General features: G+C 65.1%; 22 protein-coding genes and 1 tRNA gene. 4 read left to right on the top strand and 19 right to left on the bottom strand.

What is annotated here, in order from left to right; all coding sequences use genetic code 11:
- Positions 1 to 8 precede the first annotated feature (8 nt).
- Both GOY17_RS03480 and GOY17_RS03475 read left to right on the top strand, forming a co-directional pair.
- On the top strand, positions 9 to 3344 hold the full coding sequence (locus tag GOY17_RS03480; protein ID WP_157029345.1) for a lysylphosphatidylglycerol synthase transmembrane domain-containing protein: 3336 nt from the start codon (positions 9 to 11) through the stop codon (positions 3342 to 3344).
- A 25-nt stretch (positions 3345 to 3369) separates the two neighbouring features.
- A complete protein-coding gene (locus GOY17_RS03475; RefSeq protein ID WP_157029344.1) occupies positions 3370 to 3774 on the top strand; it encodes a hypothetical protein in 405 nt (134 codons plus the stop codon).
- A gap of 28 nt (positions 3775 to 3802) precedes the next feature.
- Here GOY17_RS03475 and GOY17_RS03470 read toward each other — a convergent pair whose 3' ends face one another.
- The 11 genes from GOY17_RS03470 to galE form a co-directional block, all read right to left on the bottom strand.
- A complete protein-coding gene (locus tag GOY17_RS03470) occupies positions 3803 to 4687 on the bottom strand; it encodes a methyltransferase domain-containing protein (protein ID WP_157029343.1) in 885 nt (294 codons plus the stop codon).
- The gene (locus GOY17_RS03465) at positions 4674 to 5303 is read right to left on the bottom strand and encodes a D-glycero-alpha-D-manno-heptose-1,7-bisphosphate 7-phosphatase (protein WP_198173808.1); all 630 of its coding nucleotides are present in this window, start codon (positions 5301 to 5303) and stop codon (positions 4674 to 4676) included. Before GOY17_RS03465 ends, GOY17_RS03470 begins: the two co-directional genes overlap by 14 nt.
- Before the next feature lie 2 nt (positions 5304 to 5305).
- Positions 5306 to 5998: a sugar phosphate nucleotidyltransferase gene (locus GOY17_RS03460; protein ID WP_157029342.1), complete on the bottom strand. Its 693-nt coding sequence runs from the start codon at positions 5996 to 5998 to the stop codon at positions 5306 to 5308.
- Positions 5995 to 6561, bottom strand: a complete 567-nt coding sequence (locus tag GOY17_RS03455) for a D-sedoheptulose-7-phosphate isomerase (protein ID WP_269750040.1) — start codon at positions 6559 to 6561, stop codon at positions 5995 to 5997. Before GOY17_RS03455 ends, GOY17_RS03460 begins: the two co-directional genes overlap by 4 nt.
- An 8-nt stretch (positions 6562 to 6569) precedes the next feature.
- Positions 6570 to 7598 (bottom strand): GHMP family kinase ATP-binding protein, encoded by a 1029-nt coding sequence (locus GOY17_RS03450; RefSeq protein WP_157029341.1) that lies wholly within the window; start codon positions 7596 to 7598, stop codon positions 6570 to 6572.
- On the bottom strand, positions 7595 to 11485 hold the full coding sequence (locus GOY17_RS03445; RefSeq protein WP_157029340.1) for a glycosyltransferase: 3891 nt from the start codon (positions 11483 to 11485) through the stop codon (positions 7595 to 7597). Before GOY17_RS03445 ends, GOY17_RS03450 begins: the two co-directional genes overlap by 4 nt.
- On the bottom strand, positions 11482 to 12027 hold the full coding sequence (locus tag GOY17_RS03440) for a class I SAM-dependent methyltransferase (RefSeq protein ID WP_198173807.1): 546 nt from the start codon (positions 12025 to 12027) through the stop codon (positions 11482 to 11484). The genes GOY17_RS03445 and GOY17_RS03440 overlap by 4 nt, the downstream gene beginning before the upstream one ends.
- 4 nt (positions 12028 to 12031) lie before the next feature.
- Positions 12032 to 13429, bottom strand: coding sequence for an ABC transporter ATP-binding protein (locus GOY17_RS03435; RefSeq protein ID WP_157029338.1), 1398 nt, complete (start codon positions 13427 to 13429; stop codon positions 12032 to 12034).
- Positions 13353 to 14219: an ABC transporter permease gene (locus GOY17_RS03430; RefSeq protein ID WP_157029337.1), complete on the bottom strand. Its 867-nt coding sequence runs from the start codon at positions 14217 to 14219 to the stop codon at positions 13353 to 13355. Before GOY17_RS03430 ends, GOY17_RS03435 begins: the two co-directional genes overlap by 77 nt.
- Complete coding sequence (locus tag GOY17_RS03425) at positions 14219 to 15397, bottom strand: cystathionine gamma-synthase (protein ID WP_157029336.1); 1179 nt, start codon at positions 15395 to 15397, stop codon at positions 14219 to 14221. Before GOY17_RS03425 ends, GOY17_RS03430 begins: the two co-directional genes overlap by 1 nt.
- Before the next feature lie 189 nt (positions 15398 to 15586).
- Complete coding sequence (gene galE / locus GOY17_RS03420; protein WP_157029335.1) at positions 15587 to 16597, bottom strand: UDP-glucose 4-epimerase GalE; 1011 nt, start codon at positions 16595 to 16597, stop codon at positions 15587 to 15589.
- A 133-nt stretch (positions 16598 to 16730) separates the two neighbouring features.
- Here galE and GOY17_RS03415 point away from each other — a divergent pair, with 133 nt between their 5' ends.
- Entirely contained in the window at positions 16731 to 17747 is a 1017-nt protein-coding gene (locus GOY17_RS03415) for a hypothetical protein (protein WP_157029334.1), read from the top strand.
- Here the strand turns inward: GOY17_RS03415 and GOY17_RS03410 are convergent, their stop codons facing one another.
- The 5 genes from GOY17_RS03410 to GOY17_RS03390 form a co-directional block, all read right to left on the bottom strand.
- On the bottom strand, positions 17748 to 18692 hold the full coding sequence (locus GOY17_RS03410) for a 2OG-Fe(II) oxygenase family protein (RefSeq protein WP_157029333.1): 945 nt from the start codon (positions 18690 to 18692) through the stop codon (positions 17748 to 17750).
- Complete coding sequence (locus tag GOY17_RS03405) at positions 18692 to 20068, bottom strand: pyridoxal-phosphate dependent enzyme (RefSeq protein ID WP_157029332.1); 1377 nt, start codon at positions 20066 to 20068, stop codon at positions 18692 to 18694. Before GOY17_RS03405 ends, GOY17_RS03410 begins: the two co-directional genes overlap by 1 nt.
- A gap of 233 nt (positions 20069 to 20301) precedes the next feature.
- A complete protein-coding gene (locus GOY17_RS03400) occupies positions 20302 to 20520 on the bottom strand; it encodes an HP1242/YdcH family protein (protein ID WP_115841330.1) in 219 nt (72 codons plus the stop codon).
- 388 nt (positions 20521 to 20908) lie between these two features.
- Positions 20909 to 21778, bottom strand: a complete 870-nt coding sequence (locus GOY17_RS03395; protein WP_157031583.1) for an OmpA family protein — start codon at positions 21776 to 21778, stop codon at positions 20909 to 20911.
- An 11-nt stretch (positions 21779 to 21789) separates the two neighbouring features.
- On the bottom strand, positions 21790 to 22047 hold the full coding sequence (locus tag GOY17_RS03390) for a DUF4398 domain-containing protein (protein ID WP_232338514.1): 258 nt from the start codon (positions 22045 to 22047) through the stop codon (positions 21790 to 21792).
- 229 nt (positions 22048 to 22276) lie between these two features.
- On the opposite strand from GOY17_RS03390, the gene GOY17_RS03385 reads away from it, so the two are divergent.
- Positions 22277 to 23389, top strand: a complete 1113-nt coding sequence (locus tag GOY17_RS03385; protein WP_115841327.1) for a PilT/PilU family type 4a pilus ATPase — start codon at positions 22277 to 22279, stop codon at positions 23387 to 23389.
- Between the two features lie 162 nt (positions 23390 to 23551).
- Here GOY17_RS03385 and maiA read toward each other — a convergent pair whose 3' ends face one another.
- From maiA to GOY17_RS03370, 3 genes are all read right to left on the bottom strand, one after another.
- Positions 23552 to 24217 (bottom strand): maleylacetoacetate isomerase, encoded by a 666-nt coding sequence (maiA, locus tag GOY17_RS03380; RefSeq protein WP_115841326.1) that lies wholly within the window; start codon positions 24215 to 24217, stop codon positions 23552 to 23554.
- 63 nt (positions 24218 to 24280) lie between these two features.
- A complete protein-coding gene (locus GOY17_RS03375) occupies positions 24281 to 25270 on the bottom strand; it encodes a fumarylacetoacetate hydrolase family protein (RefSeq protein ID WP_157029331.1) in 990 nt (329 codons plus the stop codon).
- A gap of 213 nt (positions 25271 to 25483) precedes the next feature.
- Positions 25484 to 25558, bottom strand: a tRNA-Gln gene (locus GOY17_RS03370).
- Positions 25559 to 25568 lie beyond the last annotated feature (10 nt).

Genomic DNA, 25568 nt, shown 5'->3' with positions numbered 1-25568 from the left:
TGCTGCCTATGTTCACAGCACGTGAGTGCAAAGTTCTCCTCAAGCTCTCCGTCGGCCTTGCACTGGTCCTGGCGCTCCTTTGGCATATCGACGCGACAGCCATTCTCCGGGCCTTGCGGCAGTACACGCCCGGCGCGTTTGCGGCGGCACTAGCGTTGACGGGCTTGTCCATGTTCGTCGCAGGCCTTCGCTGGAAGGTCCTGGCACCCGACGTCGGCTACTGGCGCCTTTTCAAATTCACGCTGATCGGACAGTTCTACTCATTGGTGCTTCCGGGCCAGATCACCGGTGACGCGGTGAAGGCATGGAGGATCTCGCGCGGGGCCAGCAACGGCGCGTTCATCGCGGCGTCGGTGCTGGCCGATCGCATCGCGGGCCTCGTAGCGCTTCTGCTCGTCTCGACAGCTGGAATCGCGCTGCATGCGGACTCCTTCACGAGCAAGCTGCTGTGGCCGGTCCTTCTGCTTACCCTGGGACTTATCCTGTCGATCCTGGCGCTTCGCATGGACATCACCAGGCGCGCGCTCCTCGCGACGCTCGGCATGGTGGGAGAGCGGATGCCCTGGGCGCGCGCCGCCCTGGCGAAAGTGGCCACGTTGGTCGGAGCGTGGGCGGAAGCGACACGAGACATGCGCGCGCTGCTGACGAGTCTCGTGCTCGGCATCGTCTTCCAGCTTATCGGCGTTGCGATATACGCAATCCTGGCATCCTGCATGGAGATCGATCTCGATTGGTCCCACTGGATGTGGATTTCGGGCATCACCGCGATCGCATTGCTGCTGCCCATCACACTGGGTGGGCTCGGCGTACGAGAAGGAACCCTGGTGGCCGTCCTCGCGCAGTACTCGGTCCTGGGCGAGAAGGCGATCGGCCTGTCTCTCGGCCTGCTCGCACTGAGCATTGCGGTCGCACTTGCGGGGTGGCTCGCCGAGATGACCGAAATGCACACGACTCGTTCCCATAACCCTGAGGCCTGCGCAGGCCTCGCGACGCACATGACCCATCCGGAACCCATGGCCACGAATCCGACCTCACGCTTGCCGCGCCAGAGCGCCTCCCCCGCCGTCAGGAGGATGTTGAGCAGCGGCACGACCTTGGCTTGGGTCGCATTCCTCTGTGTCCTCTCGCAGATTCCGTTCCGCTGGGTGTGGCGCGGGCAAGCGACGTTTCCGTACGACGGTACGACCACCTTCCCGTTCTGGAACGTATCCCGGCTCGGAGCATTGCGCAGCGGAGAGGGCTTCCTCAGCTTCTTCCAAGTCGGCGTGCCGTTCGAAGTCTGGCCGTCCTATTTCTTCACCGGGTTCGTTCGTCAGTTCGCCGCACTGGTTCAGCCCAATACCGGCAGCGCGCACGCGATGGTCCAGGCGCTTCATGGGGCGCTGCTGGTTCCGGCGGTTGCTCTGTTGTTCCGTTCGTTCGGCGTTCCCGTGCGCTACGGTGCGATCGGCGGACTGGTGTACGCGCTCGCCGGCATCCATTTCTCGGTTACCCAGCATGTCTACTCGTATGAAGCGCTGGTCTACCTCGTGCTCAGCCTGTGGGCCATCCGGGAACTGGCACTGGGCATGGCAACACGCACGCGCTCGGGCAACCTGCTGGTGCTGCTGGGATGCGGGCTCGCCCTGACCTCGCTGGTTCGGGTGCACCACGAGGCCATCATCTACATGCCTCCCATGTTCGTATGGACGCTGTACCACCTGTGGGTCGCCCACTCCCGGTACGGCTTCGGCAGCGTTCGCAAGGCAGTGCTGTACTTCGCCGGCCTGGCGATCTTCATTGCGGTGTGTTCGGTTCCGATGCTGATGGTCACCTATGACCTGAGCGTCACAAACAAGACGCAGCCCCATACCTACGAGACGCTCGCCCCGTACTTCTCGGATCCGCGCGTATTCGGCCTCGCATTCGCGCTGCCTGAGTTCGCCGGGGAAATGAGCGGCCCGTCGACGCTGTTCTCGTTCGGCACCGACAGCACGCTCTCGTACACGTTCATCGGCACGCTGAGCGTGGCCCTCTACGCGACGGTGCTGGGGCTGAAAGTCAGCGACCGCCGATGGAAAGACGTCGCATGGCTGTCGATCCTGCCCGTGGTCCTGCTCTCGTACACGTTCGGACCGGGCAACATCCTGCACCGCGCGATCACCTACGTGTTCCCGTTCCTCGTCGGGATAGGCCACAGCTTCTTCGGCCTGCACATGTTCTACCTGCTCGTCGGCTTCGGCGTGGCAGAGGGCATCCGCCAGCTTTCCCTGGGCCGCGGCTGGCGTCTGTTCCTTGGCGTGCAGGCGACCTTCCTCGCGGTGGTCATGTACCTGTGCATCCGGGCCATCGCGCAGGCGGGATACGGCTGGGGGTTCAGCGGATCGCTCAACGGCTTCGCCGCGGCGATCCAGGACGGCACCCGCAACGCCGCACAGATCAGCCTCGCAGCGGCCGCCGTGCTGGCGGTTTCGCTGCTCGCGGGCCGGTTCGCGCCGCGCGCCGTCCGCCACCTTGCCCCCGCACTCGTCGTCTTCCTCGGGTTTTCCACGCTGGTCGCGGTCGACCTCGTACGCCCCACACTGGGTGCGCGATTGACGCCGGAAGGCATGAACGATGTGCCCGCGCAGCAAGTGGCTGCCTATGTCGAGCGCACGCTGGCCAGCCATCCTTCGGACGTAGTGCAACGCGCGTTTGTCGTCGGCGGATGGCGTGCCAATGCGCTGCTTCCGCTGAACGTGGACCTGATCCAGATGCCGGGCGACAGCGGCGGCAACAAGTACGTCACCGATTACGCGGCATTGCCCCCGTCGGAAGAACTCGTCACGACCTTCATCCGGCAGTACGGCGCAACCCTGTTCTGGGCCGAGCGCGGACTCGACGACTGGCACCGCGTGCTCGCCGCTTCGCCGCAGCTCGTGCACGGCTTCCACTCGGAATGGGGCGGTGACGTGTACTGGGTCAAGCAGCCAAGAAGTGCGACGGGCTCGGGCCCCGCGTTTGCCTGGAATTCCCCCGACATCGTGATCGACCAGGGCATCGTCCAACGTACGTGGGAGTTCCCGGTCGCCACGGCTGCCGGCGAGACGAGCCTCCCGTTGATGTGGCATCCGGGTTATCGCATCGCGACGCGCGAGGGCGGCAAGCTCGACTACGTCGCCGACGACTACGGGCGCGTAAAGGTCACGCTGGACGCCCCCGCGGCGATCATCGCCGAGTACCCCAACCGGATCCTCACGTTCCTGGTCTGGCTATCGGCAATCGCCTACACCGCGTGGCTTGTCGCTTTTCTCGCTTTGGCGCTCCGCCAGGCGCGAGCCTCGTGGAGCCGATTCCGCCCCGCTGGCGTTCGCGCGCCGCTCTGACACATATCCGGACCAGCCTGCCATGATGTTCCGATCCGCCGCGCTCGTTCTCCTGATGGTCCTGCCAGCCGCGTGCAGTCGCGACGCTCCGCCGCGTCTGGAACCGGGCGTGCCAGTCGAAGGCGATCTCGACGTGACCTCCGACAACGGGATGCTGACGGTGGCGCCCGCGATCATCGACCTGTGCGCTCATCCCGAAGGGTTCGTCGCAGCGGATGTCCGCTCGGATGCGACGAGCACCGGCACCGAAAGCAGCGAGATATGGCTCGAATCCGATGGCATCCGCAAACTCTGGTCGGGATCCGGCGCGGTATTCGAAGGCCGCACCGGCGTATGGCTCAAGGACGGCAGTAAGGTAAGCCTGGTCGACAAGCGCGACGGCAACGAACTCGCCTCGATTACCTTGAAGGCGAACACCTGTACGCGCTGACCTGCACGTCCTGGGGAAGTGAAGCGCCTCAGTAGGCGTGTGCGCTTTCCCTGCCGAGGATATACATGACCTCTCCCATGGCGGGATCGGTAAGAAGCCGGCGGTTCTCGGCAGGCGCTTTCCAGACGCGGCTGCGCAGGTCCACCGCCGGCTCGTCCGGCAGGGGGCGCTCGACCACGAATGCCCAGGTCTTGCCGGCAACCGCATGTACGAGGAAACCATGCGGCTCGAAGATCTTTCGTGCCGACGTCGTCGACCATGACGTGATGTGTCCACGCCCGTATGGATCGAGATAGCCCGGGTCTTCCTTGCGGACGTACTCCGTCAAGCCGGTGTTGAAAAGGAACAACGACCCCGGAACGGACGCGGACGCCAGCGCGGAGGCCAAGTGGTCCGCCATCGCAGGCGTCAGGTGTTCGATCACTTCAACGCAGACGCCGCATTCAAACTGCATGCCGACGTCGCGGAGGTCCGCGCGCAGGTAGTTTTCATGCGTCGTGCAGTCGTCTTGGGCCGGCGGGAACTTCTCCACGCCGTAGAAGCGGTCACGACAGGACGGAAGGTACGTGGACAACGCATCAAGCAGATAGCCCGGGCCTGTGCCCACGTCGATGAATCGCCTGATAGGGATGCGGCAATAGAGAATTGCCTCCGCCGCACGCGCCAGCGATGAACCGAAGGAGCGTTCGCGTGCGGAAGAAAGCTCGTTGCGCCAGTACTCGCTGTCGTAGCGTCGCAGTGGCTCGCCGGCGTCGACACGACGGAGCAGGTCCGGATCGGCGAACAGGAAGTCGCAGGTCCTGCACTCGAAGTACGCCACATCCTGGATGATCGAATACTTTCGAGCCGACTGCCCGCACAGCGGACAAGGCTGACCTATGTCGCGCGTGAAGATCTTCTTAAGCTTCCGCATCAGCGCCTCCCGCGCACGATTCGAAGTATTGGTGAATGATCCACGCCGCTTCGTCCAGCGTTCTCACCACGCCCGGCGCCGGATTCGCATCGGTCGAGAACCGCAGGTTCAGCCCGATCCCCGCCGATTGGCCGGCCTGGACATCCCAGGGCTTATCGCCAAGCATCGCCGATTCGCCAAGGGCAATGTTGTAACGGCGTGCCGCTTCGAGAATCATGCCCGGTGCCGGCTTCCGGCATCCGCACTGCCGGCAGGAAGGATCCGGGGCGTCGGGATGGTGCGGGCAATAGTACGTCGCATGCAACACCACCCCGCGCGCCTTGAACTGCGCGTGCATCCAGCGCGTGTAGTCGCGGAATGTCGCTTCGCTGTAGTACCCCCGCGCGATTCCCGCCTGATTCGTCACCACGATGACGAGGCAGCCCGCTTCAATCGCGGTTCGACAGACGCCGAAGATCCCCGGCAGCCATCGGGTGTCTTCGCTGCGATGCACATAACCATGATCAACATTGATCACGCCGTCCCTGTCGAGGAACAGTGCGCGTCGCGGCTTGGACATTCCAAGCAGCAGCTGCTGCGCTTCTTCGTCCTCGTAAAGGCCGCAGCGGGGCGCCACGCTTAGACCACCACTACGTGAGGGGCGCGCGCATAGTCTTCGGGCACGCCGATATCGATGAAGTCGTGGGTCTCCTCGAACGCGGCCACGTATCCATCAAGCGCCCAAGGCAGGAGCACACGCTCCTCGAACGAGTAGTTCAAGTCGGGCGGCAGCTTCGCTAGGCCTTCGCCGGTGATGAAGTAGCTGCCTGCGTTGATCAACCCGGAACCCGATCCGCCCTTTTCCCGGAATGCCCGGACATGGCCGTCCACGACGTCCACCGCTCCATACCGCCCCACGTCCGCGACGCTCGCCAGCGCCACGCCCATGCGAGCGCCATGCTCCCTCGTATTGGCCTCCAGTGCGTCAGGAGCGTAGCGCAGGAAAGTGTCGCCGTTGGCCAGATGCACGCCATCGTCCTTCACGAGCTGGGCGGCTTGGCGTATGGCCCCGCCCGTGCCGAGGGGCCTGTCCTCGTGAGAGTAGGCAACCTCCATTCCTGCCCATCGAGTACCGATGGCGGAATGGATTTGGTCGGCGCCGTATCCCGTGGCCAGGATCACGCGCTGCATTCCAGTGGCTGCATACGCATCGAGCACGTACGCTAGGAAAGGGCGTCCGTCGATAGGCGCAAGGGGCTTGGGCACATCGGCAACCACGGACCGAAGCCGCGTGCCCATCCCACCCACCAGCAGGATGATCTCCGAACTCACCTGGGGAAAATCTCGGACTCGATCAGCGCGCACACGAGATGGCCAATGAACTCGTGGCCCTCCTGGATGCGCGGTGTCTCGTCCGACGGAATGCGGAAGCAGACCTCGCAACGCGAGGCCATGTCACCGCCACCGGCGCCGGTGAAGCCGATGACCCGCACGCCCTTCTGCTCGCAGGCGTCCAACGCGCGCAGGATGTTCTTCGATCGACCGGAGGTGGAGATCGCGACGAAGACGTCGCCCGCCTGCCCCAGCGCTTCAATCTGGCGCGCAAAGGTGTAGTCGTAACCGTAATCGTTGCCGATGGCGGTCAGGATCGACGTGTCGGTCGTCAGCGCGATCGCGGGCAGGCCCGGGCGGTCGTAATAGAAGCGGCTGACGAGCTCGCCCGCCCAGTGCTGGGCGTCGGCCGCGCTTCCGCCGTTGCCCGCGAAGAGCACCTTTCGTCCATCGCGGAGCGCATCCACGCAGATAGCCACTGCCTGGGCAATCTGCCCGCGCAACGCATCATCCGCCGCCATTCGCTGGAAGTTGTCGAGCGCCTTGTCGAACTCGGCGCGCACGAAATCGTTTATCCGCTCTTCCATGCCGAAGCTCCATGGGATGTGAAGTGAGTGTTGTAGACCGATCCCCCTGCGGTCGAAAGCGCCCGGACAAGGCGCACGCGTTCCGCCGGATCGCACAAGAACATCATGAATCCGCCGCCGCCGGCGCCGGAGACCTTGGCGGCCCTTGCGCCATTGTCGAATGCGAGCGCCTCGAGTTCGTCGATCATCGGATTGGTGATGCTGGCGGCCATCTGCTTCTTGGCCACCCAGCCTGCCTGCATGACCGCAGCCAAGCGCTTGAAATCGCCACGCAGCAGCGCCTCCTTCATCTGCACGGCCTCGGATTTCAGGCGGTGCATGGCATCGACCGAGTCGCTTTGACCATGGCGCACGTTGCGTGCCTGCTCGTCGATGATCTTGGCAGAGGATCGCGATACGCCCGTGAAGTACAGGACGATGCTCGCCTCCAGTTCGCTCCAGATCCATTCCTTGATGCGCAACGGATTCACGACGACGCGCTCGGCTTCATAGAACTCCATGAAATTGAAGCCACCGAAGGCTGCCGCGTACTGGTCCTGCTTCCCGCCGGAAAGAGCGAGGTCGCCGCGCTCGATGCGGCACGCGAGGTGGGCGATCTCGTACTCGCCCAACGCCAGGCCGAAATACTCCGCGAATGCGGTGACCAGCGCGACCACCATGGTCGACGATGAGCCCAGGCCCGAGCCCGGCGGCGCGTCGGAGCTGGATCGGATACGGATGGCCGGCCGCGCTCCGGACAGGTAGTCCTCGCTGATGCGGCGGTACACGCCCTTCATCAGCTGCAACGGTCCGGCCGCCAGATCGACCTCGTCCGGAGCCATGCACTGCGACACGTCGGCGTCCTGCGCATGGAACTCGACCGAATCGGATCCGTTGTCGTCGATCGTCGCGTAGGCGTACTTGTCGATCGTCACATTCATGACGTAACCGCCATGGAGGTCGCAGAACGGCGACACATCGGTTCCTCCGCCGGCCAGGCCAAGACGAAGTGGCGCTCGCGAACGGACGATCATCGCGCCTCTCCTGCCAGGCCGATGGCAGCTGCAAGCGCCGTAGCCATGGCCTGCTTCGAGAAATGTTGCTCGGCATACGCCACTGCGTCGAGCGCACTGCGTTGCCACGTCACATCGTCGCGATAGAGGGCAACGATCTCCCGCGCGATCTGCTCGGCATCGTCGGACACGGCTGACACGCGCTCCACCCCTGGAAGACCTTGCGCGCCTACCGTGGTGGTGACGAGCGGAAGCCCCTGCTGCAACGCTTCGACCACCTTGCTCTTGATGCCGGCCCCGTAGCGCAGTGGCACCACCGCAACGCGCGCACTCGCATAGCGGCGGGAAAGCTCGGCGTCGGAGACGTACCCAGTTACCTCGACCCGGCCCTGCGCCAACGCCAGGACCTCCTTGGTGGGATTCGACCCGATAAGCGCCAGCGAGACGTCAGGCAGCTCCTTCCAGACGAGCGGCATGATTTCCGTAACCAGCCACTGCGCGGCATCCACGTTCGGCGAATGCGCAAAACCGGCGACGAATACTATGCCCGCGCGACCGTCCGGGCCCGACGGCGCCGCGAACGAATCGAAGGCATAAGGCGTGATGGCCCGCGCATCGACGTCCGGCTCAAGCGCCATGACGGCGTCTGCTTCGACCTGCGAGGGATACAGCACCACGTCGGACTGCATCCAGATCGAACGCTCAAGGCGCTCGACGTTCGCGGCGGAATCCGCTTCGGAGCCAAGCACCTTGCTTTCCATTTCGATTCGCTTGAAGTGCAGGTCGTGGCCGTAATACACGACGCGCGCATTCGTAAGCTCGCGCACGTCATCGATATATCGCTCGCTTACCGAGGGTCGCGACAGCAGCACGGCCTGCAGTTCGCTTCCGTTGTCCTGCAGGTACTGCCTGAACTCGCCACGCCAGGCGAGTCCGTACATCACTTCAACGCCCCGCTTCTGCAGCTCCGGCGTGTATTGCGGATCGAAGCCGAGGTTGTCGGGCCAAAACTTGACGACACAGCCCGCTTCGAGAAGTCGGTCGATGAAGGCGATCATCGTGCGCGAGCCCGCATCGCGATCAGGCTGCGGGACGTAGTGGTCGATGATCAAGACGATCGGTCGACCAAACGCGCGGTCGCGCGCACGCAGGACCTGCTGTCCGTTCTGGAAGTGCCGCGACAGCTCGGCCTCCCAGCGCTTGGCGAACTTGCCCTGGTTGATCGGCTGGTGAGCCTTGATGCCACTGGCAGTATCGGTGCCGTGCGAAACGCCCTCGTGGTGCACTACCTTGGCGAACGGCGTGTAATAGGTTTGAAGCCCCTTTGCCCGGACCTTGAACGCCAGGTCCGAGTCTTCGCAATACGCCGGGACATATAGCGGATCGAACCCACCCAGTTCCCGGAACAGCGCGGTCGGAAGCAGCAGGCACGCGCCCGAACAGTAGTCGGCGCGCCGCAGATAGTTGAACTGCGACGCTTCCGGATCCTTTAGGCGGCCATAGTTCCACGCCGATGCATCCTTCCACACGATGCCACCTGCCTCCTGCAGGCGCCCATCAGGATAGACGAGCTTCGCACCCACCATGCCGGCGTCGGCGTACCGGTCGAAGACCTCCAGCAAGGCTTCCATCCAACGCGCCGTCACCTCGGTGTCGTTGTTGAGGAAGCAAAGGTAGCGACCACGAGCAAGTTCGGCAGCGCGATTGCACGACCTGATGAAGCCAAGGTTCTCCGGCCATGCGTGGTAGTGCAGGCCGGGGACGGAGCCGAGCTTGTTGATGTTCTGGTCACCGGACGCGTCCTCGGCGACGATGACCTCGTAAAGCACATCGGTGTACGCGACGATCGACTTCAGGCAGGCCAGCGTATGCTCGAGCTGGCCGTACGTCGGGATGACGATTGACACCAGCGGTTCCGACGGATCTTCGAACGCGAGCGTCTCCAGCACCGCGGCGGGATCGCGCGCAATCTCCGCGAGCAGTGTGTCGATCGGCGAAGGAACTTGGGCGCGCCTGAGCAGGAAACGCCGGACAGGCCCACGCAATGGTTGCAGCGCAGCGCTTCGCGCTAACCCCGAGCGGCTGAGGGCATCGGCGACCCCTTGCCAGTCGCCGCGGACGAGCCGACCGGCGAAACGCAACGGCTTGGTCAGCTTCCACGAGCGCGATTGAACGATCTGCTCGATCGTCGCAGCCAGCTGGTCGCGTGCACGCTCGGCATTGTCGGCACGCATGCTCTCGCGTTGCTCGGCCAAGACCTCCCTGTGTAACGAGGTGGTCTGCTGCGCCAGCTTGCGCGCCATTGAAGCTGCACGCTGGGCGAGTTCGGCGTGCTGGCTGGCGAGCGTCGCATAGCGGTCCTTGGCCTTGGCCAGCGCAGCTTCCAACTGCCTGGTGTCATTCGCCAGATCGGTCCCGCGCGAGCGGTACGATGCGAGCTCATCGTTCAGCTTTGTTGCCCACTCCGCCAAGCCGCGGCGCTCTTCGTCCGCCTGACGGTAATGGTCGCGCGACCGCTCCAGTTCCCTCTCGAGCGACCTGGCCCATTCCACGAGCTCGTCTGCCCGCTTGCGCTCTTCGCGCTGCGCTTCCAGCTCGAGTTGCATGTTCAATGCCGTATTGGCCTGGGACGGCGAATGCTGCCGATACTCGATGAGCGCATGCGGAACATGCCGGCTTGACCACCCCGACTTGAGCATGCGTAGGAAAAGGTGATGGTCTTCGGCAACTTCCGCCTTCCGATAGCCACCCACCGCGTTGAATGCAGCACGCCGGTACATCGAAGAGCCGTGGATGAAGTTCTTCGTTTCGTGACCCGCCAGGACGTCCTCGGTCGGCTCTGGAAAGGCCCAGAGGTAGACTGGCCAGCGTTCAAGCCGGCTGTCACCCACTTCCTGCGCCTGGACGCTGTCCGCCAGGAGCTTCGCGCGTGGCCCGAAAATGAGCATGTCGCTGTATGCGACGCCTGCTTCCGGCGCACCATCCAGCGCGGCCTTGTAACGCTCGACACAGTCGGCGCGCATGCGGTTGTCCGCGCCCAGGAACATGACGAAGTCGCTGGTGGTCAGCGAGACTGCCTTGTTGAAGTTCTCGATGATTCCGAGGTTCTGTTCGTTCCTGACAAACCGCACGCGATCGGCATAGCGCTCGATCACGTCTTCGGATCCGTCGGTGGAACAGTCGTCGATCACCAGGATCTCATCTGGCGCGATGGTCTGGGCGAGCACGGACTCGATGGCTTCGGCCACGAAGTTCCGGTAGTTGTAGCAGGCGACGATGACCGCAACGCGCGAACGCGCGAAACGTGTATCGCCCATGACGATAACACGGTTGAGCTGGTAACGGTCATGATCGTTGCCGTCTACGCACGACAACGCCCCCCGATATCGTCCGCCAACCGCATCGATGACGCGCGGGTCCTGATGGTCTCCGTGCGGATATGCGAACCACCCGAGATTGGGCGCCGGAAAACGGGCCGCCACGGCCTCGGGAGCTTCAAGCTCGAGCGCCAGCTCGGCATCGCCCAGATCAACCATTCTCCGGTGGCTCCGGGTGTGCCATTGCACACGGCCACCGGCGGCAACCATTTCCTCGAGTTGCCCGAGGGTGGCGAACGTCGTCAGCGGTTCGACCGTGTCAAATGCGTTGTCGCCGCCGATATGGTCGCCGACGACGAACAACTCGAACGGATAGCCCCACTTTTTGAGGATCGGGAACGCATAGCGGAACACGTTCTCGTATACACCGTCGAAAGTGATGACGACCTGCTCGGGGTCACGCGGGTCGTACTCATCGAGCGTGACGACGCGATAGCCCTGCAGGTCGGACATCTGCCGATCGAAATCGTCCGCACTGATCCACCAGTGCGTCGGGGTGTGCAGATCGACTTTGTGATACAGCAGGATCATTTTTTATACACTTCCAGCTGGTGTGTGTATTCCCGGTACGGATAAAGCGTCATGTCGAGCAACGCGTACGGGAACCGGGGAGGAAGCCAGTCGCGGATATGGCACGTTGCCAGGATCCCGCCCTCCTCCAGGAGATCGTCGATCAGACACCTGACCACAGAACGTCCCTTGCCGATGTACTGCTCGTAGAGCACGCCAGTGATGACGACTAGATCAAATCGCCCGAGCCGCTCGGGCTCAAGGTCGAACAGCGAAGCATGCTCGAACCGGAAGCGGGAGGCGTCCGCGGCCGTGGTGGCCCGCTGGCGCGCCCACTGAACGGCCTTTTGCGAAACGTCTACGCCGATGATCTCCTCGCCGGGCAGCGAGAAAGTGACGAATCCGTCCCCGCATCCGATGTCGAGACACCGGCGGTAAGGGCGACGGGGAAGCGCGGACAGCAGTTCCAGTCGACGACGGTCGTCGTGCGGGTTGTTTTCGTAACCCCAGGGATCCGGCGCGGCATAGAAGGCGTCAAGGTCACGATGGTCTTGGATTGGCACCACTTCAGACTCCAGAGCGCGTGAACGTGGCGGCGATGCCGGGGTTGAACAGCGCCCACGTCGTCTGGCCGCGGCGGTCGACGGACTTGAGGGTTTCGGCGACGTCGATCCAGTCGAAATACTGGCTCGTCACGATCGACTTGTCGGCAGCGATCAGGCACAGCCCGTAATCACCCGCCTTGAGGTAGTTGTCGAACGAAAACGTAAGTGCGACCCGTTCCCCCGGCACGAGGCCTTCCATCGTGATGCCTTCGTATTCGGTGTTGGTCCCCATCAGGTCGACCTGCATCCTGTCGCGCATGTAGAACGCAACGACCAGCTGGTCGATCGACTCGGCAACGTCCAGCCACGCCTTCACCGTCACGCGCTGCCCCCACTCGGCGAAATGCAGGCGCCCCCCCCGCTCGTCGAGCAAGTCAACGCCGACGAACTCGCACTTCGGCGACGCATGCCTCCGGAAAGGCGCGACGCGTCGGCGGAAGATCTCGACCTCGTCCGCGTCGGGACCACCTGCATCGCCTGCGGCAACCATGGAAACGGGCCTGACGGAATCGCCGCCCAATGCGAGCCCTTCGTCCCGATTCGTCTCGGCCAGGTACAGCTCGCAGACGTCCTCGCTCGGACCGATCGCGCGCATCTCGCCATGCTTCAGGTAGATGCAGCGGCTACAGAGCTTCTTGACCGAAACGATATCGTGCGAGACGAACAACAACGTTCCGCCGCCTTCGATGAACTCCTGCAGCCGGCGCATGCACTTGGCCTGAAACGCGAAATCGCCCACGCTCAGCGCTTCGTCGATCACCAGGATGTCGGCGTCGGCATAGGTGGCCACCGAGAACGCGAGTCTCACGGCCATGCCGCTGGAGTAGGTCTTCAGCGGCTGGTCGATGAAAGCGCCTATATCGGCGAATGCTTCGATGTCCGAGAAGCGAGCCGTGATCTGCTCCTGCGTCATGCCGAGCACTGCGCCGTTGAGGAACACGTTTTCGCGCCCGGTGAATTCGGGGTTGAAGCCTGCGCCCAGCTCCAGCAACGCCGCGATCCGGCCGTTGATCTCGACACTTCCGCCGGTCGGCGACAACGTACCGCACAGCATCTGCAGCAGCGTGGACTTGCCTGATCCGTTGCGCCCAACTATGCCGACGGTCTCGCCACGTGCGATCTCGAACGAAGCGCCACGCAAGGCCCAGAATTCCTTGTAGAAGGTCCGAGCATTGCGTCCCAGCGCCTTGTCGACGCGAGGCGCGAAGAACTGCTTGAGCCGGTGACCCGGCTTCTCGTACATCTGGTAACACTTGGACAAATCGGCCGCACGAATCGCAAATTCAGAGGACATCGGCGAACCCCTTGCGCGTGCGCTGGAACCACCAGAAGCCGGCCCACGCGGCGAGCGCGGCGCCACCTAGGCTGACCAGGTATCCAGACCACTGCGGCTGGCGCCCGAAGATGATCGCGCCACGCATCTGCTCGATCGCTTGGGTGAGCGGGTTGATGTTCATCAGCGCCTGGTATTTCTCGGGCATCGACGATACAGGGAAGAACACCGGCGACAGGAACAGAAGCGCGGTAGTAAAAATCAGCGTGATCTGTCCAACGTCCCGGATGAACACCCCAAGTGACGAGAGGAACCAGCTGAAACCCAGCGCCAGAAGTGCTGTCGGCAGCATCAGTACCGGCCACAGCAGAAACTCCCAGTGCAGCTGGTTCCCCGTTGCGATGATCGCCACCAGCAGTACCAGCGTACTGATGATCGCGTGGAACAGCGCGGACCCCATCGCCACTACCGGCAAGATGTCGAGCGGGAACACCACCTTCTTCACGTAATTGGTGTTTTGCACAATGAGCGTCGGAGCGCGATTGACGCACTCGGCGAAGAGCCCATGCACGATCAGGCCTACGAACAAAACCACGGCGAAGTCGACGCGGCCTTCGTTCGCGTTGACGCCCCAGCGGGCCTTGAAGACCACGCTGAAGACGAACGTGTAGATCGCGAGCATCAGCAGAGGATTGAGGAACGACCACGCCAGGCCGATCATCGAGCCCTTGTAACGGCCCACTACTTCGCGGCGCACCATCTGCGACACCAATCCACGGTGGCGCCATGGGCTAAGACACATCTCTAGCGGAGATGCAGGCAGCGCCTTGTGCGGATCGTGCAGTTCGGGCTGGGCCCGGGCGGAATGACTACTCATCAGGTGAGCGCACCTTCAAGCTCGTCGCGCAGATCCGCCACATCCTCCACGCCTACGCTCAACCGTACGAGGTTGTCCGCGATTCCCAGCGCCGCACGACGATCCGCCGGAACCGACGCATGCGTCATGATCGCCGGGTGGTTGATCAGGCTCTCCACGCCGCCGAGCGATTCGGCGACGGTGAAGTACTCGCAGCGCTCCATCATGCGGCGCGCCGCGGCTTCGCCGCCCTTGACGTAGATGCTGACCATGCCGCCGAAACCGTGCATCTGGCGCTTGGCCAGTTCGTGCTGCGGATGCGACTTCAGGCCGGGATAGATGACCTTGTCGACCTGCGGATGATGCTCCAGCCATTCGGCCAGCGCCTGTGCGTTCTCGCAATGCGCCTTCATGCGCAGGTGCAGGGTCTTCAGGCCGCGCAACGCGAGGAAGCTGTCGAACGGGCCCTGCACGCCGCCGATGGCGTTCTGCAGGAACGCCATGCGGTCGGCGATCTCGGCATCGTCGCCGACGACCGCCATGCCGCCGACGATGTCGGAGTGGCCGTTGAGGTACTTCGTCGCCGAATGCATGACGATGTGCGCGCCCAGTTCGAGCGGGCGCTGCAGGATCGGCGAGCAGAAGGTGTTGTCGACCACCACGATCAGACCGCGCTTGCGGGCGATCGTGGCGATCTGCGCGATGTCCACCAGCTTCAGCAGCGGGTTGGTCGGAGTTTCGATCCAGACCATCTTCGTCTCGGGCCGTATCGCGGCCTCGAACGCCGACACGTCGCTCAGGTCGACCCAGCTGAAATCCAGACCGGCGGAGCGCCGACGCACGCGCTCGAACAGCCGGAAGGTGCCACCGTAGACGTCGTCCATCGCGATGACGTGGCTGCCCGAGTCGAGCAGTTCGAGGATCGTCGACGTCGCGGCCAGGCCCGACGCGAACGCAAAACCGCGCGTCCCGGCTTCCAGCGCGGCGACGCAGCGCTCGTACGCGAAGCGGGTCGGATTGTGGCTGCGCGAATATTCGAAACCCTGGTGCACACCCGGGCTGCTCTGGGCGTAGGTCGAAGTCGCGTAGATCGGCGTCATCACCGCGCCGGTGCTCGGGTCCGGCGCCTGCCCCGCGTGGATCGCGAGGGTACCAAGACCGGGCTTCCCGGCCCCGCCGTCGGCATGTCGTTCAGTCATTACGTCCTTCCAGTTCCGCTACATGGGCGGCCGCCGATTCTAGCATCGGCGACCCTCAGGACCGCCCTGTCCGCAGGCGCCGACGACCCGCGCCAGCGGCTCGTTCCGCGAAGCTTCAGAGCCGTGCCGGAGCGGTCGCGCGGAGGCTCCCACGCAGCGTCCCGGCCACCAGCAGGGGCGGGCGACCGCCTAGCCGCCGCCCTGCTCCACCTGCCAACGCCACGCGTCGGCACACATGTCGTGGAGGGAGCGCCGCGCCCGCCACCCGAGCTCCTCGAACGCCAGGGATGGGTCGGCCCAGTATTCCGCCAGATCGCCTGGCCGGCGATCGACTATCTCGTAGGGAATGGCGCGCCCGCTGGCTGCTTCGAACGCGTGGATCATCTGCAGGACGGAGGTTCCCCTCCCGGTCCCGAGGTTGAGCGTGAGGCAGCCCGGCCGCCCTTTCAGGCGTGCCATTGCCGCCAGATGCCCCTCCGCGAGGTCGAGCACATGGATGTAGTCCCGAACGCCGGTGCCGTCGATGGTGGGGTAATCGCCGCCGAATACCTTCAGCCGCGGCAGGCGCCCGGTCGCGACCTGCCCGATGTAGGGCATCAGGTTGTTCGGGATTCCGCGAGGATCCTCGCCAATGAGCCCGCTCGAATGGGCGCCGACCGGATTGAAGTAGCGCAGCAGCGCGATGCGCCACTGCGGATCGGCCACGCCCACGTCGCGCAGGAATTCTTCGACCATCAGCTTTGACCGGCCATACGGACTGGTCGCGGCAAGCGCGCTGTCCTCCTGCAGCGGCATGATCGTGCTCGCACGGTAGACGGTGGCCGAGGAGGAGAACACCAGCGTGCGGCAGGACGATGCGCGCATCGCTTCGACCAGCCTCAGCGTCCCGACGAAATTGGTGTCGTAGTACTCGACCGGCTTCTCGACCGATTCGCCCACGGCCTTGAGCCCGGCGAAGTGGATGACCGAACCGAAGGCGCCGTTTGCGAACACCCGGTCGAGCAGCGCCCTGTCCCGAATGTCGCCGTCGAAGACGGACGGGCGAAAACCGATGATCCGCTCCAGCCGGTCGATCACCCCGCGATGGGCGTTGCTGAAGTTGTCCAGGATCGCGAACGGGATGCCGGCCTCGGCCAATGCCACGCAGGTGTGCGAGCCGATGAAACCGGCGCCGCCGGCGACGAGAACCCGATCACTCATGACGTGCATGTCCGGAAGTGGAGGTGCAAGCCGGCACAGTGGCGGGCGCATCGGCGAGTACTCCGCCATCGCGCGGTTCCGTTCTTCCCGGCATTCCCGCTAGCATGGGCGGTCGCCGATTCTAGCACCGCCCATGAACCGTCCCAGGCGTTTGCCGCCGGATTTCAGTCGCAGTGCCGCCTATCCGCTGTTCGCGTTCGACACGGCACAGGACCGTGCCTGGGTGCTGCATTTCGACGCCGGGGACTACCGGCGCGCCAGCTTCCTCGACCAGCGCGCGCTGAACCGCCCCGACGTCTCCGGCTGGGTCGTCGACCAGGCGGAACTCGCCGCCGCGCTCGACCCGAGCCCTCCGCTGCGCGACGTGCACTGGCTCTTCCACATCGGCCACTGCGGTTCATCGCTGGTGAGCCGTCTGCTGGACCTCGTCCCGGGCGTGCTCGGGCTGCGCGAGCCCCTGCCTCTGCTCACCCTTGCCCACGAGCGCGACAACCCGGTGGCCGCGGCGTGGGAAGCGCTAGTCCTGGCATCGCTCGCCCGAGGCTTTGCCGACAGCCAGGCGGTGATCGTCAAGCCGACCAGCGTGGTCACGACGATCGCCGACCGCCTACTGCCCGCTACGGGCCGCGCCTGCCTGCTGTGGGTGGACCTGCACACGTGGCTGGCGACGATGCTTCGCGACGCACGCCTCATCGAGGGCCCGCTTTCCACCGAACCATTGCGGCTGGCGCGCCAGCCCGATCTTCCGTCGGCCGACACCGACGGCGCCCGGCTTGCCCGCGCCTGGCTGGTCGAACAACTGCGCTGGCGCACGCTGGCGGCTGATCCGGCACTGACCGGGCGGCTCATCGACCTGGACTTCGCGGACGTGCTACGCGACCCGGCCCCGGTCGTCGCGCGCCTGGCCGTGCATTACGACCTAGACGTGCCTGAGGGCTGGGCGCAGCGCATCAAGGCATCGCAACTGCTCAGCCGCTACGCCAAGGACGGGGACGCGCATTTCGATTCGAACGCGCGCAGGCGCGAACTCAGCGCTGCCGCGGAAAAGCACGCCGACGACATCGCCGAAGGAATGCGGTGGGCGGAGGTGGCGTTGGAAGGCATCGGCGATGGGGCGTACTTCGCCCCTCGCCTGCAGCCGCGCGGCTGATCAGGCCAGGAACGTGGTCATCGCGTAACGCGTGCCACGTTCCACCGGCCGCACCTCGTGCAGCATCGAACACGAGAACACCAGCGCGGCGCCCGTCGGCGGTGAAAACAGATGCGGACCGAATTCGGGGTAACGGAACTCCCCGCCGGTGTAATCGCCCTGGTTGAGGTTCACCGACAAGGCAAAGCGTCGATGCGCGACATCGGGCGTCTCGTTGTCGCGATGTGCGCGGAAGTAGCCCGCGTTTTCCGGATACGCGAGCAGTTTGAACGGATCGCGTCGGCGCACCTCGAAATTGAACACGCGCGCGATCTCAGGGAGCGCGCGCCGCATCAGCCGTTCGTGCATGCGCGCTTCGAGTTGCGCGTCGCGCGGGATGACCTCGCGGCGCTGCTTGATGTCGGGATCGACCTGCAGCCGCTGTTCGCCGTCCTGCATGACCAGCACCGCGGACACGTCGCCCCCGGCGCAGTCGACTTCGAGATGGCGGATCAACGCCGCGCACAGTTCGGGCTCGAATACGCCTGGAATCTGCAGCACTGGCGCGATCGCGATCGTCTGTTCGCCGCGCAGCGCTTCCACGTCCGCGGCCACCTTTGGCACTGCCTCGATCGGCAGCGTTTGCGATGCCTGCAAACGCAGGTTCGCGTCGGCCTGCCAGAACAGGCCGATGCCCAGGCCTGCGCACCAGCGCGGATCCGCGGCGAACGCCAGCCACCCGGGTGCGGCGCCTTCCGGCACGGCGGGACCGACGCAGAGCGCGATCACGCCGTCGAGCGGACGCGGAAGTCGCGCCGCCGACGCCGCGTCGACAGGCGTCGCGATCCATAACGGCCGGCCGGCGAATTCGGCATGCAGCGTGCGGCTGGTGCCGTCGTCCGCGCGCAGGCGGACGTCCGGCAGGCGGTCGCCCGGCAACCAGTGCGCGGACGCCGCGGCGTTCATCACTGCACGCGCCTGCGCAGGTAGTTGAGCAGGTCGATGCGCGTGATCAGGCCGATGAACTTCTCGCCATCGACCACGATCGCGACATGGCCGCGATCGAACACCGGCAGCAGCGATTCGATCGGCGAACGCACGTCGATCTTGTCGAGCTTGCTCACCATCGCGGTCGACACCGGATCGCGGAAGCGCGACTCGTCGCCGTACACGTGCAGCAGCACGTCGCTTTCGTCGACGATGCCGACGATGTTGTCGCCGTCCATCACCGGCAGCTGCGAGACGTCGTACAGCTTCATGCGCTGATAGGCGGTGACCAGCAGATCGTTCGGACCGACGACGACCGTGTCGCGCTGCGAGAACGGACGCAGGATCAGGTCGCGCAGGTCGCCCGACGACTGGCGCGCGAGGAAGCCGTTGTCCAGCATCCAGTAGTCGTTGTACATCTTCGACAGGTACTTGTTGCCCGTGTCGCAGACGAAGACCAGCACCTTCTTCGGCGTCGTCTGCTCGCGGCAGTACTTCAGCGCCGCGGCGAGCAGCGTGCCGGTCGACGAACCGCCGAGGATGCCCTCTTTTTCCAGCAGTTCGCGCGCGGTGAGGAAGCTTTCCTTGTCGCTGATCGCGTAGGCCTTCTTCACCCGGGTGAAGTCGGAAATCGGCGGCAGGAAATCCTCGCCGATGCCTTCGACCATCCAGCTGGCCGACTTGTCCGACAGCGTGCCGCGGTTGATGTATTCCTCGAGGATCGAGCCGACCGGATCGGCGAGGATCAGTTCGGTCCCGGGCGACTCCTTCGCGAAGCAGCGCGACAGGCCGGTCATCGTGCCCGAGCTGCCGCAGCCGAAGACGATCGCGTCGAGCCCGCCGACGTCGGCCATCTGGCGCAGGATTTCCGGGCCCGTGCCGAACTCGTGCGCGGCCGGGTTGTCGGGGTTGCCGAACTGGTTGATGAAGTAGGCGCCCGGCGTTTCGCGCGCGAGGCGCTCGGCGAGGTCCTGGTAGTAGTCGGGATGGCCCTTGGCGACATCCGAACGCGTGAGCACGACCTGCGCGCCCATCGCCTTGAGGTTGAAGATCTTCTCGCGGCTCATCTTGTCGGGCACGACGAGGATGAGCTTGTAGCCCTTCTGCTGCGCGACCAGCGCCAGGCCGATGCCAGTGTTGCCGGCGGTGCCTTCGACGAGCGTGTCGCCGGGGCGGATCTTCCCGGCCTTCTCGGCCGCTTCGATCATCGACAGGCCGATGCGGTCCTTGATGGAGCCGCCCGGGTTCTGCGATTCGAGCTTGAGGTAGAGCTCGCAGACGCCGGTGTCCAGGCGCTGCGCCTTGATGATCGGCGTGTCGCCGATCAGTTCGAGTACGGATTTATGGATGCTCATGCGGGCAGTGTAAGAGCCCGGCGTGAAGCGCGGAAAGTGCGGCGCGCCGCCACGGGCCGCAGGCGACGCGATCGGCGCGCACGAAGGGGCGCCCGGCCATGCGGGCGCCTTCGGGGAGGGAGGGATCCTTCGCACCGGGGCGGCTGCTGGGCGCAGCCGCCCCGGTTCTCAGGAGACGCGGGCGGAGAGACCGACGAGGAAGTCGCCGCCCGCGGCGAGGAAAGAGGTCGTCGTCAGTGGCGTTGCAGGTCGTACATGCGGACCAGGCGGTCCTTCGCAGCCAGTTTTTCGCGCTTCATCTGCGCCAGGGTGATGTCGTCGATCGGTAGCACGCCCAGTTCGGCATCCATCACTCTCTTGTCGAGATCCTTGTGGCGTTGATAGAGCTGCTTGAATTCCGGGTTGGCCTTCATCAGCGCCTCGATCTCCGGCTGCGGTCGTTCTTCGAACATGTAGAGCCTCCTTCAGCGGGTAAGGAAGCCCCGGCCCATGGCCGAGGCCCGTGCGGAAGGCCCCGCAGACGAAAACGCCCCGGTCCTCGAAGGACCAGGGCGTCGTGCGGGGTCATGGAAGAGCAGGTCGGGGTCGGCGGCCTCACAAGGACCGGCCCCGTACTGACGTGGGGCTGCGGGGTCCTTCGAAAGGGGCGTTGACGTCATCGACCAGGCTCATCGCCAAGCGGAAAACAGGCCGCTTGGAGTACCGACCCTACTCTTCCGAACCGGGGTCGGCAAGGGCGCCGGGGACGGGATGTGAGCTGCGTCGTGAAGGTCGCGACGAGCGGAAGGCGGCCGGGGCCGCGCTTCCGCGGTTTCATGCAAGTCGTTGATTCAAATTGATTTACTTGGACTGAACGACCAGCTCGGTGCGGTCGGCCTTGCCAGCCTTGCCGTTCACCTGCACCTGGCCCTGAGGCCAGCCACCGGCGACGAGTGCGTCGCGGACGGCCTCGGCCCGACGCTGCGCAAGCTTGGCATCCGCCGCGGTGACATCGACCCGCACGCCGGGCGAGGACGAAGCCTGCGCATAGGCGGCGACCGTCTTGACGGTGGTCTGCGCACCGCTGCCGAGGGTCGCCTTGCCGGAGCCGAAGCTGCCCTTGTCGAGGGCGAAGACCTCGCCGCGGCCGTCGCGTTTGGCGGTCGGCAGCTTGCCGCCGGTCACCAGTTCGGCCTCCTCGCGGGCCAGCTTGGCCTGACGATCGCGCGCCGCGTTGAGGCGCGCCGTCTGGGCACCGGCAACGCCCTTCAGCGCGCTTTCGACGTCCTGCATCGCCACCGCGTCGGCCTCGCTCTGCTGGCGCAGGCGCTCGGCTTCCTCGGCCTGCATCTGGGCCTGCAGGCGCAGGCGTTCGTTCTCGGCACGGGCGCGGGCGGCGTCGCGCTGGCTCGCTTCGACCAGCAGCTCGGCCCGCTCGCGATCGAGCTGGTCGACCTGGCGCTGCATCGCCTGCGTGCGCGCAGCCGATTCGGCGATGGCGACGCGGCGCTCGGCCACGTACAGCGCGCCGGGGCGGTCGCGCTTGGCGGCCTGATCGAGCGTGCTCACGGCCTGACGGGCCTGGAGTCGCTCGTAGGCAGCGAAGGTGTTGAGCGTGGAATCGGCGTCGAGTGCGGTCAGGCGCTGCGACAGCCGGGCGGCGTCGGGGTTCTCGGCGGCAACGGCGGGCGCGGCGGCAAAGCACGCGGCCAGCGCGGCCGTGAGGATCATCGGACGAAGGTTCACGGCTGGGCCTCCTGGAGACGGCGGCGCAGCTCTTCGACTTCCGCGCGACGCTGGTTGAGTTCGGCCGTCGCCAGCGCCTCGCGGCTCCTGGCGTAGGCAAGGTCGGCATCGGCGGCCGCGGACAGCGAGAGGCGACGCGCCTCGTCCTGGTCGCCACCGCTCATCGCGGCCTGGGCCTGCGACAGCTCGGTGCGGGCGGTGCCCAGCTCCTGCGGCGCGTACTGGTCGGCGTCGGCGTCCTCGGCGCGGGTCACGGCCTGCCGGGCCGAAGCCAGCTCACCGGTCGGCGGGGGCAGCGACGCGCACGAGCAGAGTGCGGAAGCGAGAACTGCAGCCAGCAGCGGAAATCGGATTTGTGCGAAGCTTGGACGCATTGGGGAGGCCGTGCCTGTGATTGGTGCCCGGCCATTGTCGTAAAGCCGCCGCCGCGCTTGCAACGGGATGGGTTCCGGGCGTGAGGGCGCAAGAATAGGGGTTGCTTGCATGGACATCGGCTATTTCCTGAAGCTGATGACGGAAAAGAATGCGTCGGACATGTTCCTGACGACCGGCGCACCGGTTTATATCAAGGTCGAAGGCAAGCTCTACCCCCTCGGCAATACCGGCCTGCCCCCCGGCATGGTCAAGAAGATCGCCTATTCGTTGATGGACGAGGGCCAGGTTCCGCTTTTCGAGCGTGACCTCGAGCTGAACATGGCGCTCGCCCTGCCCGAAGCCGGCCGCTTCCGCATCAACGTCTTCAAGCAGCGCGGCGAAGTCGGCATGGTGATCCGCGCCATCCGCAGCGTGATCCCGTCGATCGAGGAACTGCAGCTGCCGCAGGTGCTGAAGGACATCATCATGGCCCCGCGCGGCCTGGTGCTGATCGTCGGCTCCACCGGTTCGGGCAAGTCGACCACGCTCGCGTCGATGATCGACTACCGCAACAGCAACATCTCGGGCCACATCCTCACCATCGAGGATCCGATCGAGTACCTGCACAAGCACAAGAAGTCGATCGTGAACCAGCGCGAGGTCGGCCTGGACACGCACGCCTTCCACAACGCGCTGAAGAACGCGATGCGCGAGGCGCCGGACGTCATCCTCATCGGCGAAATCCTCGATGCCACGACGATGGAAGCGGCGATCGCGTTCGCCGAAACCGGCCACCTGTGCCTGGCGACGCTGCACTCCAACAACGCCGACCAGACGCTGGAACGCATCCTCAACTTCTTCCCGGAAGCCGCGCACAAGAACGTGCTGATGAACCTCGCGCTCAACCTGCGCGCGGTGGTCAGCCAGCGCCTGGTCGTCGGCACCGATGGCCGCCGCGTGCCGGCGGCGGAAGTGCTGATCAACACGCCGCACATCCGCGACCTCATGCGCCGCGGCCAGGTGCATGAGATCAAGCAAGCGATGGAGGAGTCGCTGGAGGAAGGCATGGAGTCCTTCGACCAGTGCCTGTTCCGCCTCTACAAGGAAGGCCGCATCGACATGGAAGAGGCGCTCAAGGCCGCCGACTCCCGCGAAGGCCTCTCGCTCAAGTTCCGCCTCTCGGAAGGCTCGAGCGGCGAACACGATCCGTACGCGGAAATCTACGACACGGCGACGCAGTAACGCGCCGATGTCCCGACCCCTCTCATCTGGAGAGGGGTTGCGCAGGACCGGCGATCTGCCGGTGCCTTCTTCAAAGCCTGAAAGCACATGGATTCCAGCATCGCTGGAATGATGGCGTAGCCTGTCCGGCAGCCCCGTCGAACGGAGCTGGCTCAGTCCTAATTACGCCACCGGCGCATCCGGCTGTTTCTCCGGTCGCGCCGCGTCGAAGGCCGGCAGCGCCAGGCACGCCTTCTCGATGCGCGTGATCGTCGGGTACTTCGACAGATCCACTGCGAAGCGTCGCGCGTTGTAGACCTGCGGCACCAGGCAGCAGTCTGCGAGCGTCGGCGAATTGCCTTCGCAGAAGGTGCCGGTCGACGGATGGTCGGCGAGCATCGCTTCCAGCGCGGTGAAGCCTTCCTGCACCCAGTGCTGCACCCACGCGTCGCGTTCGGGCTGCGGCACGTGCCAGTTGCGGTCGAAATGCTGCAGCACCCGCAGGTTGTTGAGCGGATGGATGTCGCAGGCGATGGTCTGCGCCAGCGCGCGGACGCGCTGACGATCGCGCGCGGCGGCCGGAAGCAGCGGCGGCTCCGGCCAGGTTTCGTCGAGGTATTCGAGGATGGCGACCGACTGCCGCATCACGCGGTCGCCGTGCTGCAGCACGGGCACGAGTTCTTGCGGATTGACCTGCTTGAACGCGGCCGAATGCTGCTCGCCGCCGTCGCGGATCAGGTGCACCGGCACCGTTTCGTAGGGCAGCGACTTCAGGTTGAGCCCGATGCGCACGCGATACGCCGCGCTCGAACGCCAGTACGAGTACAACCGCAGATGCTCAGCCGCCATGCCGTTCCCCGCGAACACGTGGTGGATTCCGTGCACGGCGGGCGGCCGTGCACGGGTGGTGCGTCAGGCGTTGCCGCCCTTCTCGATGCGCTGCTCGATCGCGCCGAAGACGCTCTCGCCGTCACGCGACAGCATTTCGATGCGGACCGTATCGCCGAAACTCATGAACGGCGTGATCGGCTTGCCGGTCTCCAGCGTCTCGACGGTGCGCTTCTCGGCAAAGCACGACGCACCCAGCGACGTGTCCTCGTTGGCGACCGTGCCCGAGCCCACGATGGTGCCGGCCGACAGCGGGCGCGTCTTCGCTGCATGCGCGACGAGCTGCGCGAAGTCGAACTGCATGTCGACGCCCGCTTCCGGCGCGCCGAACCATTCGCCGTTGATATGCGTGGTCAGCGGCAGATGCACCTTGCTACCCTGCCATGCGTCACCGAGTTCGTCCGGCGTGACGAACACCGGGCTCAGCGCCGAGCGCGGCTTGGACTGCAGGAAGCCGAAGCCCTTGGCGAGTTCGTTCGGAATGAGGTTGCGCAGCGAGACATCGTTCACCAGGCCGACGAGTTGGATGTGCGAGGCGGCCTGTTCGGACGTCGCGGCCATCGGCACGTCGTCGGTGACGACGACGACTTCGGCTTCCAGGTCGATGCCGTAGTCCTCGCTCGGCACGCGCACCGGATCGCGCGGGCCGTAGAAGCCCGCGCTCACCGCCTGGTACATCAGCGGATCGGTGTAGAAGCTTTCCGGCACTTCGGCGCCGCGCGCGCGACGCACGCGTTCGACATGCGGGAGATACGCGGATCCGTCGACGAATTCGTACGCACGCGGCAACGGTGCGGCGAGCGCCGCCATGTCGAGATCGAATGCCCCCTCGGCGTTGCCCTCATTGAGCGCGTCGTACAGCGCGTTGAGGCGCGGCGCGATGTTCGACCAGTCTTCCAGCGCACGCTGCAACGTGTCGGCGATGCCGCTGGCACGTACGCCGCGCGAGAGATCGCGCGAGACCACGATCAACGTGCCGTCGCGACCGCCTTCCTTCAGAGAACCAAGCTTCATCGAAACTCCCGGATTTCCAGCGCTGCCGCGCGATGGTTTCAATTGTAACGACTGCGCGCGGCGTGGCGAGACATCGAACAGAACGCAAATCGATGCCGGATTCTGACAGCACGCCTGTTGCCGCGGCGATCGATGCATGGCGCACCCGATCCACGGCATGGAAAAACTGCAGGCAACAAAAAACCCGCCTTTCGGCGGGTTTCTTGTTTTGTCTGGCAGCCCCGGATGGATTCGAACCACCGAATGCCTGAGTCAGAGTCAGGTGCCTTACCGCTTGGCGACGGGGCTATGAAACAAA

Source organism: Lysobacter soli, from assembly GCF_009755585.1.
Lineage (GTDB): Bacteria > Pseudomonadota > Gammaproteobacteria > Xanthomonadales > Xanthomonadaceae > Lysobacter_J > Lysobacter_J soli.
The sequence above is the reverse complement of the archived record's forward strand: the minus strand, read 5'-3'. Positions and strand labels throughout refer to the sequence as shown.

Excerpts from the sequence above, each read along its gene's own strand:
- GOY17_RS03375 (WP_157029331.1), bottom strand. The coding sequence starts at position 25,270 with ATGAAGCTTGGTTCTCTGAAGGAAGGCGGTCGCGACGGCACGTTGATC.
- galE (WP_157029335.1), bottom strand. The coding sequence starts at position 16,597 with ATGAGTGATCGGGTTCTCGTCGCCGGCGGCGCCGGTTTCATCGGCTCG.
- GOY17_RS03415 (WP_157029334.1), top strand. The coding sequence starts at position 16,731 with ATGAACCGTCCCAGGCGTTTGCCGCCGGATTTCAGTCGCAGTGCCGCC.
- GOY17_RS03480 (WP_157029345.1), top strand. The coding sequence starts at position 9 with ATGTTCACAGCACGTGAGTGCAAAGTTCTCCTCAAGCTCTCCGTCGGC.
- GOY17_RS03410 (WP_157029333.1), bottom strand. The coding sequence starts at position 18,692 with ATGAACGCCGCGGCGTCCGCGCACTGGTTGCCGGGCGACCGCCTGCCG.
- GOY17_RS03405 (WP_157029332.1), bottom strand. The coding sequence starts at position 20,068 with ATGAGCATCCATAAATCCGTACTCGAACTGATCGGCGACACGCCGATC.
- GOY17_RS03430 (WP_157029337.1), bottom strand. The coding sequence starts at position 14,219 with ATGAGTAGTCATTCCGCCCGGGCCCAGCCCGAACTGCACGATCCGCAC.
- GOY17_RS03475 (WP_157029344.1), top strand. The coding sequence starts at position 3,370 with ATGTTCCGATCCGCCGCGCTCGTTCTCCTGATGGTCCTGCCAGCCGCG.
- GOY17_RS03385 (WP_115841327.1), top strand. The coding sequence starts at position 22,277 with ATGGACATCGGCTATTTCCTGAAGCTGATGACGGAAAAGAATGCGTCG.
- maiA (WP_115841326.1), bottom strand. The coding sequence starts at position 24,217 with ATGGCGGCTGAGCATCTGCGGTTGTACTCGTACTGGCGTTCGAGCGCG.
- GOY17_RS03400 (WP_115841330.1), bottom strand. The coding sequence starts at position 20,520 with ATGTTCGAAGAACGACCGCAGCCGGAGATCGAGGCGCTGATGAAGGCC.
- GOY17_RS03425 (WP_157029336.1), bottom strand. The coding sequence starts at position 15,397 with ATGACTGAACGACATGCCGACGGCGGGGCCGGGAAGCCCGGTCTTGGT.
- GOY17_RS03445 (WP_157029340.1), bottom strand. The coding sequence starts at position 11,485 with ATGATCCTGCTGTATCACAAAGTCGATCTGCACACCCCGACGCACTGG.
- GOY17_RS03470 (WP_157029343.1), bottom strand. The coding sequence starts at position 4,687 with ATGCGGAAGCTTAAGAAGATCTTCACGCGCGACATAGGTCAGCCTTGT.
- GOY17_RS03450 (WP_157029341.1), bottom strand. The coding sequence starts at position 7,598 with ATGATCGTCCGTTCGCGAGCGCCACTTCGTCTTGGCCTGGCCGGCGGA.
- GOY17_RS03395 (WP_157031583.1), bottom strand. The coding sequence starts at position 21,778 with ATGATCCTCACGGCCGCGCTGGCCGCGTGCTTTGCCGCCGCGCCCGCC.